This is a genomic window from Mycobacteroides franklinii, assembly GCF_002013895.1.
GTDB classification, from domain to species: domain Bacteria; phylum Actinomycetota; class Actinomycetes; order Mycobacteriales; family Mycobacteriaceae; genus Mycobacterium; species Mycobacterium franklinii.
The window spans coordinates 135,949-148,973 of sequence record NZ_MAFQ01000007.1 but is presented as its reverse complement, the minus strand read 5'-3'; the positions used below and the strand labels follow the sequence as shown (position 1 = coordinate 148,973).

The 13,025-nt window shown below is 64.8% G+C and carries 16 protein-coding genes; 4 read left to right on the top strand and 12 right to left on the bottom strand.

The window, feature by feature from the left end; genetic code table 11:
• A complete protein-coding gene (locus tag B4393_RS13475; RefSeq protein WP_078334575.1) occupies window positions 1-870 on the top strand; it encodes an SAM-dependent methyltransferase in 870 nt (289 codons plus the stop codon).
• Here B4393_RS13475 and B4393_RS13470 read toward each other — a convergent pair.
• The 3 genes from B4393_RS13470 to thyX all read right to left on the bottom strand — a co-directional run bounded on the left by B4393_RS13470 (window position 867) and on the right by thyX (window position 4,269).
• On the bottom strand, window positions 867-2,558 hold the full coding sequence (locus B4393_RS13470) for a ribonuclease J (RefSeq protein WP_078278144.1): 1,692 nt from the start codon (window positions 2,556-2,558) through the stop codon (window positions 867-869). The genes B4393_RS13475 and B4393_RS13470 overlap by 4 nt on opposite strands.
• The gene (gene dapA / locus B4393_RS13465) at window positions 2,559-3,434 is read right to left on the bottom strand and encodes a 4-hydroxy-tetrahydrodipicolinate synthase (protein WP_078278145.1); all 876 of its coding nucleotides are present in this window, start codon (window positions 3,432-3,434) and stop codon (window positions 2,559-2,561) included.
• Window positions 3,435-3,516: 82 nt separating this feature from the next.
• Window positions 3,517-4,269, bottom strand: a complete 753-nt coding sequence (gene thyX / locus B4393_RS13460; protein ID WP_070940260.1) for an FAD-dependent thymidylate synthase — start codon at window positions 4,267-4,269, stop codon at window positions 3,517-3,519.
• A gap of 67 nt (window positions 4,270-4,336) precedes the next feature.
• Here thyX and B4393_RS13455 point away from each other — a divergent pair, with 67 nt between their 5' ends.
• The gene (locus B4393_RS13455) at window positions 4,337-4,879 is read left to right on the top strand and encodes a YceI family protein (protein WP_078334574.1); all 543 of its coding nucleotides are present in this window, start codon (window positions 4,337-4,339) and stop codon (window positions 4,877-4,879) included.
• Here the strand turns inward: B4393_RS13455 and B4393_RS13450 are convergent.
• The 6 genes from B4393_RS13450 to B4393_RS13425 form a co-directional block, all read right to left on the bottom strand.
• Entirely contained in the window at window positions 4,842-6,059 is a 1,218-nt protein-coding gene (locus B4393_RS13450) for a winged helix-turn-helix domain-containing protein (RefSeq protein WP_078334573.1), read from the bottom strand. The two genes, B4393_RS13455 and B4393_RS13450, sit on opposite strands and share 38 nt — an antisense overlap.
• Before the next feature lie 11 nt (window positions 6,060-6,070).
• The gene (locus B4393_RS13445; protein WP_078334702.1) at window positions 6,071-6,706 is read right to left on the bottom strand and encodes a DsbA family protein; all 636 of its coding nucleotides are present in this window, start codon (window positions 6,704-6,706) and stop codon (window positions 6,071-6,073) included.
• Between the two features lie 26 nt (window positions 6,707-6,732).
• Entirely contained in the window at window positions 6,733-7,224 is a 492-nt protein-coding gene (locus B4393_RS13440) for a dihydrofolate reductase (RefSeq protein WP_070940151.1), read from the bottom strand.
• A complete protein-coding gene (locus B4393_RS13435) occupies window positions 7,221-8,021 on the bottom strand; it encodes a thymidylate synthase (protein ID WP_078334572.1) in 801 nt (266 codons plus the stop codon). The genes B4393_RS13440 and B4393_RS13435 overlap by 4 nt, the downstream gene beginning before the upstream one ends.
• A 73-nt stretch (window positions 8,022-8,094) precedes the next feature.
• On the bottom strand, window positions 8,095-9,327 hold the full coding sequence (locus B4393_RS13430) for a phthiocerol/phthiodiolone dimycocerosyl transferase family protein (RefSeq protein ID WP_236743169.1): 1,233 nt from the start codon (window positions 9,325-9,327) through the stop codon (window positions 8,095-8,097).
• Between the two features lie 234 nt (window positions 9,328-9,561).
• Window positions 9,562-10,023: a hypothetical protein gene (locus tag B4393_RS13425; RefSeq protein ID WP_078334570.1), complete on the bottom strand. Its 462-nt coding sequence runs from the start codon at window positions 10,021-10,023 to the stop codon at window positions 9,562-9,564.
• A gap of 157 nt (window positions 10,024-10,180) precedes the next feature.
• Between B4393_RS13425 and B4393_RS13420 the strand changes: the two genes are divergently transcribed.
• Window positions 10,181-10,600: a VOC family protein gene (locus B4393_RS13420; protein ID WP_078334569.1), complete on the top strand. Its 420-nt coding sequence runs from the start codon at window positions 10,181-10,183 to the stop codon at window positions 10,598-10,600.
• 21 nt (window positions 10,601-10,621) lie between these two features.
• On the opposite strand, the gene B4393_RS13415 is transcribed toward B4393_RS13420, so the two are convergent.
• Genes B4393_RS13415 through dapB form a run of 3 tightly spaced genes read right to left on the bottom strand, consistent with a single transcriptional unit; the run spans window position 10,622 to window position 12,261 of the window.
• Window positions 10,622-11,074 carry a flavodoxin family protein gene (locus tag B4393_RS13415; RefSeq protein WP_070940155.1) on the bottom strand — a complete coding sequence of 151 codons (453 nt, stop codon included), beginning with the start codon at window positions 11,072-11,074 and terminating at the stop codon, window positions 10,622-10,624.
• On the bottom strand, window positions 11,071-11,532 hold the full coding sequence (locus B4393_RS13410; RefSeq protein WP_070940156.1) for a tetratricopeptide repeat protein: 462 nt from the start codon (window positions 11,530-11,532) through the stop codon (window positions 11,071-11,073). The genes B4393_RS13415 and B4393_RS13410 overlap by 4 nt, the downstream gene beginning before the upstream one ends.
• Window positions 11,533-12,261, bottom strand: coding sequence for a 4-hydroxy-tetrahydrodipicolinate reductase (gene dapB / locus B4393_RS13405; RefSeq protein WP_165758466.1), 729 nt, complete (start codon window positions 12,259-12,261; stop codon window positions 11,533-11,535).
• A 537-nt stretch (window positions 12,262-12,798) separates the two neighbouring features.
• Between dapB and B4393_RS27805 the strand changes: the two genes are divergently transcribed.
• Window positions 12,799-13,023 carry a hypothetical protein gene (locus B4393_RS27805; protein ID WP_078334700.1) on the top strand — a complete coding sequence of 75 codons (225 nt, stop codon included), beginning with the start codon at window positions 12,799-12,801 and terminating at the stop codon, window positions 13,021-13,023.
• Window positions 13,024-13,025 lie beyond the last annotated feature (2 nt).

Here is a 13,025-nt window from a genome sequence, read left to right as displayed (position 1 = left end):
GTGCCCACGTCCAATCCGGCCGCCCAGACCGCCTTTGGCCCCATGGCCATCGCCGCGATCGAACAGCATGAACCACCCGGATCACGGATCGTCGACGACGACCTGGCGGCACGGATCCTGCCCAACGGCCTGCGATGGCTGGTCCGTGCCACCGCATGGACACCCCTACGGCGCTGGTTGATCAGGCTCGGCGAACGCAGCGGGCAGGGCGCCTGGTCGATCTTTGTCTGCCGCAAGCGGTACATCGATGATCAACTCGCCGCCGCGACAGTCGATGCCGTCGTCGACCTGGGCGCCGGCCTGGACACCAGGGGATGCCGATTGGCGCGGACCTCCCGGACGCCGGTGTTCGAGGTCGATCAGGTCGTCAATGTCGCGCTCAAACAGCAGGCCATCACGAGGGCGCTAGGTGCCGTGCCCGCGTCGGTCCGTCTTGTCCCGGTGGACTTTCAGCGTGACGACCTCGCCGAAGCACTACAACACGCGGGGCACGACTCCTCACACTGCACGTTCTTCATCTGGGAGGGTGTCACGCAATATATTCCGGAGACAGCGGTGCGTGCCACCCTCGCATACCTGCGCACGGCCGCCCCCGGAAGCCGCCTGGCCTTTACCTACGTGCAGCGTGACTTCATCGACGGCAGCAATCTCTATGGAAATTCCATACTGTACAAGCGGTTTCGGGTACGCAGCCAGGTGTGGATGTTCGGGCTGACACCGAGCGGGGTGGCACCGCTGCTCGCCGAATACGGCTGGCGGGTGCTGGAGGATGTCAGCGGTCCCGAGTTCCAGGAGCGCTATCTCACGCCCGCCGGGCGCAGACTCTCGACCACCGAGCTGGAACGGACCGTACTCGCCGAAAAAACCTAATCGACGGTGAGCACGGTCGGCACGATCATCGGCTGACGCCGATACGTCTCGCCGACCCACTTGCCCACCACCCGGCGCACGGCCTGCGCAATGCGGCCGGTATCGGTGACCGACTGTTCGGCAAGCGAATTCAACTCCGCTATCACCATCTCGGTAACCGGGTCCAGCGCCTTGACATCATCGGAGAACCCGCGCGAGAACAGTTCGGGCCTGCCCACCAGACGCCCGTTGCTGCGCACCACAATCGTGATCGCCACGAATCCGCCGTTGCTCAGGACCAGCCGCTCCCCGACGGTGGCATCGGAGACGTCGCCCTCGACCAAGCCGTGGACGAACATCTTGCCCACCGGAACACGTCCCGAGATGCGCACTCGCTCGTTGTGCAGGTCGACGCTGACACCGTTCTCTGCCAACACGATCCGGTCTTCGTCCACGCCGGTCTTGACCGCGAGCCCCGCGTTGGCACGCAGGTGCCGCCAGGTGCCGTGCACCGGCATGACATTGCGCGGCCGCACCGCGTTGTAGAGATACAGCAGCTCTCCGGCGTACGCGTGTCCCGAAACGTGGACCCGCGCATGGGTGTTGGTCACCACGCGAGTGCCCACCTTGGCGAGGGAATCGATGATGCCGTAAACGGCCTCTTCATTGCCGGGCACCAATGATGACGACAGGATGACCAAATCGTCGGTGGTCAAGGTTATCTGGCGATGGTCACCGCGGGCCATCCGGGACAACGCGGCCATCGGCTCGCCCTGGGTACCGGTGGTGATCAGCACAACCCGTTGCGGCGCAAGCTCGTTCGCGGTCTCAATGTTGATCAGGTCACGATCATCGACATCGAGGAAACCGAGATCACGCGCGATACCCATGTTGCGCACCATCGACCGGCCCACGAGTGCGACCCGGCGACCGTGCGCCACCGAGGCGTCGATGATCTGTTGCACCCGGGCCACATTGCTCGCAAAACACGCGATGATCACTCGGCCGCGGGCGGTCTCGATAAGCCGGTTGAGCGTCGGGGCGATCTCGCTCTCCGACGGACCCACACCCGGAATCTCGGAGTTGGTGGAGTCGACGAGGAACAAGTCGACGCCCCGGTCGCCCAGGCCGGACAGCCCCGGCAAGTCGGTCGGGCGACGGTCCGGGGGCAGCGGATCGAGCTTGATATCGCCGGTGTGCAGGACGGTCCCGGCCTCGGTGTGCACGGCAATGGCCAGGGCATCGGGAATGGAGTGGTTGACCGCGAAGTACTCGCATTCGAAGGCGCCGTGGGTGGACCGCTGCCCCTCGGCGACCTTCACGAACCGCGGGGTGATGCGGTGCTCCCGGCACTTGGCCTCCACCAGCGCCAGCGTGAACGCCGAACCGACGACAGGGATGTCGGGGCGCATCTTGAGCAGGAACGGGATAGCCCCGATGTGATCCTCGTGGGCGTGCGTGAGCACCAGCGCCTCGACATCGTCAAGGCGATCTTCGATATGGCGTATGTCCGGCAGGATCAGGTCCACGCCCGGCTCTTCATGGCCCGGGAAGAGCACTCCGCAGTCGATTATCAGCAGACGGCCGCGTAGCTCGAAAACCGTCATGTTGCGGCCGATTTCGCTGATGCCGCCCAATGCCGTGACACGCAGCGCGCCCTCGGCGAGCGGTCCGGGCGCACGCAGCTTCTCGGGTGGGGTGAGGGCCACCTACAGCACCCCGGCGGCACGCATATCGGCGGCCAATCCCTCGATCTGCTCCGCGCTCGGCGGAACATTGGGCAGGCGTGGATCGCCAACCTCGATGCCTTGCAACCGCAGCCCGGCCTTGATGGCACCTACGGCTCCCAGCCGACGGCACGCCTCCGTCACCGGCGCAATCTGCGCATTGAGCTTGCGCGCGGTCTCGACGTCGCCGGCGTTGTACGCCACCAGCAACTCGCGCAGCGGCCCCGCGACGAAATGCGATATGACGCTGATGAATCCGACCGCACCCACCGACAGCCACGGCAGGTTCAGCGGGTCATCGCCCGAGTAGTAGGCAAGGTCGGTACCGGCGATGACCTGGGCCCCACCGTGCAGATCGCCCTTGGCATCCTTGACCGCGATGATGTTCGGGTGCGCGGCCAGCTCACGAATGATGTGGAAGTCGATCGGGATGACCGAGCGCGGCGGAATGTCGTACAGGATGACGGGCACGTTCACCGCGTCCGCGACCGCGGTGAAATGCGCCAGCAGCCCTGCCTGTGAGGGCCGCGAGTAGTAGGGGGTGACGACCAGCAGTCCGTGGGCTCCGGCAGCCTCGCACTCACGCGAGAGCTTGATGCTGTGCGCGGTGTCGTAGGTGCCGGACCCGGCGATGACGCGCGCACGGTCTCCGACGGCCGCCACTACCTCACGCAGCAAGGTGAGCTTCTCGGCGTCGGAGGTAACGGGAGACTCTCCGGTGGTGCCAGAGAGCACGAGGCCATCGCATCCGGAGTCGACCAAGTGCGCGGCCAGCCGCACCGCGGTATCGACGTCAAGGGCGCCATCGGCGTCGAAAGGAGTCACCATCGCGGTGAGCACGCTGCCGAGCCGCGCCACTGTTTCACCTGCTGTCACGGCACGAGAATACCCGCCGCAACCAAGCGGTTAATCCCCGGCGGTTGTGTTCTATCCCTCGGTTCTATCCCTCGTAGACCAGCGGAGAGATCGCGACCTCGGTGCCGTCGGCCAGGGTCGCGATGTCGAAGTCACCGAAGATGGATGGGGCCAGGTCGTTGAGCTGGCGCAGACAGGCGATGGCCAGGCGCCGAATCTCCACGTCGGCGTGTTCGCTGGCGCGCATCGCGATGAAGTGGCGCCAGGCCCGATAGTTCCCGGTGACGACGATCCTGGTCTCGGTGGCATTCGGCAGCACCGACCGGGCGGCCTGGCGCGCCTGCTTGCGCCGCAGTACGGCGTTCGGCACGTCGGCCAGCGTGGATTCCAGCTTCTCCAGCAGCTCGACGTATGCCGCGCGGCTGGCATCGGTGGCCTTACGCAGCAGCGCGACCAGCTCCGGATCATCCTCGACAGCGGGCGGCAGCACCACATTTGAGTCGTCCTCGGGGACAAACCGCTGCGAGAGCTGCGAGTACGAGAAGTGACGGTGACGGATCAGTTCGTGGGTGCAGGAGCGTGAGATGCCCGTGATGTAGAACGTCGCCGAGGCGTGTTCGAGCACCGACAGGTGCCCCACCTCGATGACGTGGCGCAGGTAGCTCTCGTTGGTGGCGGTACGGGGGTTCGGCTTGGACCAGCTTTGGTAACAGGCCCGGCCGGCGAATTCGACGAGCGCCGGTCCGCCGTCCGCATCGGTGCTCCAGTCGATGTCCGGAGGTGCGATGAAGTCGGTCTTCGCTATCAGCTGCACGCGCAGCGGCACGATCTCAGCCACGCGCAACACCCTATCGATGCCGGGCTCGCGCACCGAAACGCCATAAGCGCCGCCTACCATCGGCCCCGTGAGTTCCTGGACGCTTGGACCCGAGAACGGCAGCCTGACCCTGCACACCGGCGTCACCGGGGCGGCGGCGCGGATGGGACACCGGCTGACGATCGTCATGGACGCCTGGACTATCTCCGTCGACGGGCCCGATGATCGGCCGTCATCGGCCGTCCTCGTCGTGGACGTCCATTCATTGCGGGTAGACAGCGGTGAGGGCGGCCTGACGCCGCTGACCCCACCCGAGAAATCCATGGTGCGCTCGAACGCGCTGAAGACACTGAACGCCAAGCGGTTTCCGACTATTGAGTTCCGTGCCGAGAAGATCACCCGGAACGCCACCGGATATCTCATGCATGGTCCGCTGACCGTGCACGGAGTGACCCACGCCGTCGACGTCGACCTGACCGTCACCGCGGACGGCGATGATCAGCAACTCAGCCTGCGCACGGAAATCTCGCAGCGGGCGTACGGCATCAAGCCGTTCTCGATGGCGATGGGATCGCTGAAGGTCGCCGATCTGGTCACCGTGTCGTTCGAAGGGCACCGCCCAGCGGTCTGACGAGGTCGCCGCGCTTGCCTACCGCCACACGCTCCAGACCCAGCCAGGACGCCATGCGGGTCAGCTGCCCGGCCAACGGGCCCGCGATGTGCGCGGGATCTCGCCCTTCTTCGGCGAAGGCGCCGACGACATTGAGCGTCCCGGCCGCGCGATCGGCCTTGAGGTCGACCCTGCCGACCAGATGCCCGTCCAGCAGGAACGGCCAGACGTAGTAGCCGTACTGCCGTTTGGGCGCCGGCGTGTAGATCTCGATGCGGTAGTGAAAATCGAAGAGCCGCTCCACCCTTGGGCGAAAAAAGATCAGTGGATCAAAGGGGCAGAGCAGCGCCGTACCCCGATCGACACGCGGAATCGTCTGTCCAGCGGCCAGATACGCCGGAGCGCTCCATCCGTCGACGGCCACCTTTTCGATCTCCCCCGCGTCAGCGAGCGCGGCCAGTGCCGGTTTGATCTGCCCGGCCGAGAGACGGAAGTAGTCGCGGATATCGGCCTCGGTTCCGATCCCCAGCGCACGCACCGCGCGGCGGGCAAGTTCCAGCACCGCATCCTCGTCGGACACCTCGCGCTGATAGATGTCGGCGGGAATCACCTTGTGCGCCAGCTGGTAATGCCGTGAGAAACCGACACGTTTGTCGGTGGTCAGCTCTCCCGAGGAAAACAAGGCTTCGGCAATCCATTTGGTTTCGCTGCGGTCCCACCAGGGGCCCTTGCGGCCCGGCGCCTCCCGCTCGAGATATGCCTCGATCTGCCCGGCAGTACACGGACCGAGTTCGGCGACGGCGGCGAGGACCTCGTCGACGAGCCGCGGATTCTCCTCGACAAACTTGCGCGCCCACCGACCGTGCCGGTACTCGCGCATACGCCAGCGCATCAGCGGCCAGTCCTGAATGGACATCAGGGCCGCTTCGTGCGCCCAGTACTCGATGAGTAGTCGCGGCGTCCGCGCGCTATGGTTCCAGGCGGCGTCGTCGAGAAGCGCGCGGTCGTAGGGTCCGAGCCTGCTGAACACCGGCGCATAGTGTGCACGCACCGCCACCGATACCGAGTCGAGTTGCAGCACCTGAATTCTGGAGATGAGCTTGCGCAGATGTGCGCGGGTTATCGGGCTGGCGGGCGCCGAGGTTGCGTCCGTGAAGCCCTGCGCTGCGATCGCGATGCGGCGCGCCTGCGCGACGCTCATGGCCGATCGGCTCACCGGGCTCCCACGAGACGGACCAACCAATCGGAATCGGACGGGTCGATCATCTCCCCCGAGCCGTCGATGACACCGGGAACGCCACCCAGACCGTGATCGGTCAGCTGCTGCTCATTGCCCGCGGTGCGCTCACGATCGGCATCGCTGACCTGCAGAGACGAAATCTCGCGCAGGACCTCACCTGTCACCCCGGCGCCGGCAGCGATCTCGCTGATCTGCAGGTTCGTGAGGTTTCCGACGCCTTCGACGGGCTGCCTGCGGAACATCTCACCGATGAAGCCCAGGATTACCGCGTCCGCGGCACCCGACGTGGCGATCAGGAACAGCGAGGCCGCCGCCCGTGACGAGTAGTCACCGCTGGCCGAGATCCGGTCCAGAAAACTCACCGGCCGATAGGTCACCTGCAGCCTGCCTGCGGCGACGTATTTGGTGATGTCGTCGCCATACTGAGCCTCGAACCGCTGACAGAACGGACATTGGAAATCCAGGAAGATGGTGATCCCCGCGGCGACGTCGCCGGCGGCGCCCACCGTCACCCCGGCGCCCTGGCTATTGCCCCATCCCGCGGCCCCGGCAGGTGCCGATGCGGTTCCGTCCACGGTGCGGGTGCAACCCGTCAGTACCAGCACCATGACGGTCACCAGGAGCAGCGCACGCCTCACCCGTCGACCTTCCGGTAACTCAAGAACTGATATCTCAGGCCGGATTCACTTGTCTGCCAATCATTTTCCTCGACGACCCAGCTCTCGTCGAGCTCCGGAGCGAGGGCGTCACCCGGCACGTCGGCCTCCACCACCGTCACCTCGCATCGCTGCGCCAGCGGAAGGAACAGCCGATAGATCTCCCCGCCCCCGATGACCCAGGGCGCCTCATCGGAAGCAGCCAGGGCCGCGTCCGTGCAGCCGACGGCCAACGCGCCGTCGGGCTCGAACAGCGCATCGCGTGTCAGCACGATATTGGGCCGGCCCGGCAACGGGCGGACACTGGCAGGCAGTGACTCCCAGGTCTTGCGACCCATGATCACCGTGTGGCCCATGGTGATTCGCTTGAAGCGTGCCTGATCTTCGGGTAGCCGCCAGGGTATGGCGCCGTCCGCACCGATGATGCCGGCGCGTGACTGTGCCCAAATCAGCCCGATGGTTCCCGTCATACCGCGACAGGCGCCTTGATGGCAGGGTGGTGCTGGTAGTTCTCGACCGTGATGTCCTCGTATTCGTAGTCGAATATCGAATCACGCTGCGCCAGAACCAGCCTGGGGTAAGGATAGGGATCGCGGCTGAGCTGCTCGGTGACCTGCTCGACATGGTTGTCGTAGATATGGCAGTCGCCGCCGGTCCAGACGAAGTCGCCGACCCCGAGCCCGGCCTGCGCCGCCATCATGTGGGTAAGCAGCGCATAGCTGGCGATGTTGAACGGAACCCCGAGAAACAGGTCGGCGCTGCGTTGATACAGCTGGCAGCTCAGCTTGCCGTCGGCAACGTAGAACTGAAAGAAGGCGTGACAGGGCGGCAGCGCCATCTGCGGGATCTCGCCGACGTTCCACGCCGAGACGATGTTGCGCCGCGAATCCGGATTGGTGCGCAGCATTTCCAGCGCGGCACTGATCTGGTCGACGTGCTGCCCGGACGGCGTGGGCCATGAGCGCCACTGCACCCCGTACACGGGCCCGAGTTCGCCGGTCTCCGAAGCCCACTCGTCCCAGATGGTGACCCCATGTTCCTGCAGCCAGCCGACATTGGATTCACCGCGCAGGAACCACAGCAGCTCGTAGATCACCGACTTCAGGTGGACCTTCTTGGTGGTGATCAATGGGAAGCCATCATCCAGGCGGTACCGCAGCTGATGACCGAAGATGCTGCGAGTACCGGTGCCGGTGCGATCCGACTTCGGCGTGCCCTGGTCGAGCACGAGACGCAAGAGATCCTCGTAAGGAGTGGGCACGGGCACGCAGCTAGCTTACGTCGGGGGCACGACGATGCCGGGTCCCCGACGCACCCAGCGTGCCCGCCCGGCCCGCGTTCTAGGTTTTGGCGAGAGCTTCCACCCCGGCCACGATGTCTGCGCGCAGCGTGGCCGCCTGCTCCCCGGTGAGTGACCCGCTGGGGAATTTGCAGACGATGGTGAACTCCTCGCCAATGGAATAGACCTCGTAGCGGGACGCCTGCGGCCTGTGCGGGACGCCGACGGCGGTGGTGCGCGGTGTGGCCAGCTGGACGTCGAAATCTTCCATGGTCAGGCCCGTCGGCAGGGGTGGGACGGGAAGAACTCCGGGGTTGGTGATCCGGATGAACGGTCCGAAACCGCCGGACAGCACTGCGCCCCCGAGGTGATGCACGCTTTGCACAAGAAAACCGCTGTCGATGTCTTCGTTGATCTGACCCGCCACGTCGGCGCCGATTCGCACCGCATCGTCATTCACGCGGACCATTACCTGACTTCGAGCGATCATGATTCCGTTGGCGATCTCGCCGAGTTCGGCGGGAGGTGTCAGATGCTTGCGATAGTCCACCAGCGATTCGAAGCCCAGGTTCACCGGCAGGTCGCCGTCGACCCGAATCAAGGCACGTTCGGCAAGTGCGATCACACCGGTGACGAGGGTGTTCACGGTGGTGTGACGTCGCCGGGCCGACGAGCGCAGCAAGGTCGACACCTCCGGATCGAAGCGCTGTTTCCAACCCAAGACGGTTCGGGCCGAGGTGGAGCCTTTTCGCTGCCGACCGCCCCAGGAGGTGGGGCCAAACCGGGGTTTCTCCGGGAGCGCGGTGGGACGAACACCTCGACTCGCCATCGCAGTCTCCGGCGCCACCGGCACCGGTTGGCGCTGTGGCTCAGAAACCACGCCCGTCGTCACGATCTCGGTGTACAACTCCCACAATTCATGGAAGTACGCGTAACTCAAGCGTGCGTCGGCGATCGAGTGATCCACTCCCACGGCGACGGCGCTACCGCGGTCCCCCGGATAAACCAGAATCGCGAATGTGCCGTCGTCGAGTGCAAGCACCGGTAGTGCGGTGAGGTCTTCGAGCGGCTCCGTGCGGACGGACACGACAGTGTGGCGCACGGGCTCGGTGGTGATTTGAAAACGGCGGCCGACGGGATCGACCCGGGCGGCGAGGTACGGATGCTTGCGCTGCATGACTGTCCCCGCTGCGCCCAATGCCGCAAGGTCCAGGCCTCCCCGCAGCCATGCGACATACCAAATGGTCGTGTACTTGCGTAGGTGGTTCAATTCCGACTCTGCTACCGAGAGCATCCGCTGAATGCCGGCGGCTTCGGCCGCTTGTCGTCTGACGTTCAAGGCAAATTCCAATTTCGCGTGAACTGAATAGGCAGAAGCTATCCTACTGTCCATTATGTGGATAATTTACGTATCCAGAGATTCCATTCCATTAACATCACGCAATTTTTAGAATTTGATTTAACAGACTATGCGGAATATGACAGATTCGAATTCTTCATGGAACTTCGGGCAGCGCTGCTACAACGATCACGGGGATCGATGCCGCCATCTGCCGCCCAGGCCCTGCACGCCACGCACTACCGTGCGGACGGCATAGAACCCGGCCACCAGCGTCAAGGCCAACATCACCAGAAACATGACCAGCCAGTTACTCCGGGTGTGCTCGATGTTCCACCAGATCATGGTGAACAGAACGGCCCCGACGAACACCAGAATGTCCCGCCAGCCGCCGCCATAGGAGAGGGCGGCATCGCGCAGCGAGCGGCCACGGTCGTTACTGGCGATGAGATCGTCGATCCGCAGATCAATCATGCGCTGGAATGCCGCCCGGCGTTCGGTCTGCTCCGCGGGGATGCGATCAAGCAGATCGAAGTCTTTCGTGATCAACCCCCGGATGTCCGGCGGCTTGAGGTTGCCCGCCACCGCCCCCAACAGCGCGCCGCCGGCGATGGGCGCTGCGCCCAGGGCAAGTTCGGCAAGTCCGGGCATGCCTGCCTCCTCATTGCATCAAGATCGCGGCGAGTCTGCCGCCAAGGTTATCGGCCCGCTCGCGTAGGGATGCGTTGATCGACCGGACTGCATAATCAACCCACACCCGGCAGCAATCGTCGACGTCGTCACGCTCCGAACCAGAGGGGTCAATTTCATGATCGATCACGTCTACATCGCCGTCGACGACATCGCGCGGGCGCGCGAGTTCTACTCGACCACACTGGCCGTACTGGGCTGGACTGAGCGCGGGCAGTTCGAGTCATCGACAGAAGGCGTCCCGGACCTGTTCGGCTTCGGTGATCGAGCCGGCGGATCCGGTGAATCCATCAGTTCGAGCATCTGGCTTCGACAGCGCCTGCCCGGTGAAACCGGGCTGTACATCGGCATAGCGGCCGACAGCCCGACCGAGGTGGACGCGGTGTACGCAGCAGCACTGAAGGCCGGCGGCACCGACGACGGAGGCTCCGGGCCCCGGCCGCACTTCGGCGATGGCTACTACGCCGCCAATGTCCTGGACCCGTTCGGCAACAGAATCGAATTCGTGAACAAAAGCTGGAACCCGAAGCGGCCATGAACGGGGCTACGCGTTCACCCGCTAGCCCATCAGCGTGGCCGCGACGGTAGCGCCAAGATTCCAGCACGCCTCGATATCGCCCTTGTCCGGCTTACCGGAAACGATCACCGCTTCAGCGCCCTGTACCCAGCCCAGCCCCGTGGTGATCGCCGCGAGGCCGCGTTCAGCGCCCTCCGTGCCCTCATTGCCGTGCATCCACACACCAAACGGTCTGCCACGGCTGCTATCGAGCAGCGGGTAGTACGAGCAGTCGAACGCATGCTTGAGCGCGCCGGAAATGTAGCCGAGATTGGCCGGCGTGCCCAGCAGGTAGCCGTCGGCCTCCAGCATCTCGGCGGGCGACACCGTCAGCGCGGCACGACGCACTACCTCCACGCCCTCGATCTGCGGATCGGTCGCACCCGCCACAACCGCTTCGAACATCTCCTGCATGTAGGGAGACGGGGTGTGATGCACCACCAGCAGGCGGCTCATTGTGCGGCGTCCTGCTGCATCTGCACCGCGGTACGCATCGTCTCGCGGGCGCGGCCGCGGTCTCCCGCATAGTCATACGCGCGAGCCAGCCGATACCACCCCACCCAATCGTCGGGATCGGACTCGACCTCGGCCTTCACGGTGGCGAAGAGCGCATCGGCGTCCTCGCGGTTGACGCGTCCCGAGGGGGTGGTGCGCAGTGCACTCACATCCAAATCGCGGCCCTGCTCGGTGGCCAGCGCGGCAAGCCGCTGATGAGCGAAACCCGCACGCAGAGTAGCGATCATGGCCCACAGGCCGATGAACGGAAGGATCAGCACACCGATTCCCATGCCGATCGCCGCGGGCTTACCGGACTGGACCAGGGCGATACCCATCCTCCCCAGGATGAGGAAGTACACCACCATCGCCACGCACATGAACGCGATGAGGATCTTGACCCTGGCCGCGGCGGACACCTACAGCTCCAGCAGGGGCTCGATGCCGATCGTGAGGCCGGGCCGCTTCGCGATATTGCGCACGGCCAGCAGCACGCCCGGAACAAAGGAGGTCCGGTCGATGCTGTCGTGCCGGATGGTCAAGGTCTCGCCCGCCGTCCCGAACAGCACTTCCTGGTGGGCGACGAGCCCCGCGACGCGCACCGCATGCACCCGAACCCCGTCCACATCGGCTCCGCGCGCGCCTTCTATCCCGGTGCTGGTGGCATCGGGGCTCGGCGGCAATCCCTTACGCGCCTCGGCGATCAGACGTGCCGTGCGCGTCGCCGTGCCGGAGGGAGCGTCGGCCTTATTGGGGTGATGCAGCTCGATCACTTCCACCGATTCGAAGAATCGGGCAGCCTGCTGAGCGAATTTCATCGACAACACGGCACCGATGGCGAAGTTGGGGGCGATCAGCACGCCCGTCCCGGGGCTTTCCGCCAGCCAAGACCGCACCTCGTCCAACCGCTCGTCGGTAAAGCCGGTGGTGCCGACAACGGCATGAATACCGTTGCCGATCAAAAACTTGAGGTTGTCCATGACAACGTCGGGGTGGGTGAAGTCGATGACAACGCTGGCGGCGGTGAGCGCCTCCAACGAGTCGTCCTTGTCGACGGCGGCCACCAGGTCCAGATCGGCCGCGCCATCGACTGCCTCACGCATGGCCTGACCGACCTTGCCCCGTGCTCCCAGCACTCCCGTCGCGATGTTAGTCACGCCGGTCACCCTAATCCTCCTCACCACGATCGCGGAGAGGACGTCCGCCCGATACCCGACTATGCGCGACACGACGGGCGGACGGCCCGACCGCGTCGTTGCCCGTTGACGCAAGTTCACCAGGGCGCAACTCGGAATCTCTACGAGCTACCCGATTCCTGTCGGTCACTCAATTTGCCAGAAAGTGATGTCAACTCCTGGTTGAGCCCGTTTTTGACCGCGCAGACGCGTGTGATTGCCCCGAGGCGAGCAACCGACTGTGACTGCAGTCACGGTTCTGGCAACCATTTGCCGACGTCGCACGGGGCTCTCAGGTTCCTCTTAGAAACATATCCCCATCTGCGGTACGGCCAATTTTCAGCAGGCACTGGTACTCTGGTGCGCATGTCGGGCCGCAAGCGATACGCGCGCGTGGGGGGCTTCTTAGTCGCCCTTCTCGCGGCCGTGTGTTTCCTCGGACCGGCCGCCCATGGGCAGGTGTTCGGATGGCGAGCGGCGATCGTCGGAACTTCGCCAGCAACGAGTCTTTTGCCCGAAGAAATTCACGAGCACGTCAAAAGCTCGGTAAGCGCAGCGGTCACCCGGGTCCGGCAGCAACCCACTTCGATACCGGTTCCGGTCGCGCTCGTGCTGACCACACTCTTGGGCGCCAATCTGTTGGCGCTGCTGGCCGCGCGGGGCTTCGTGTTCTCGCGAGCTCCCGACAATCTGGGACGACAACGCCTTATCACCATCGGGATAGATCGACGCTGAGC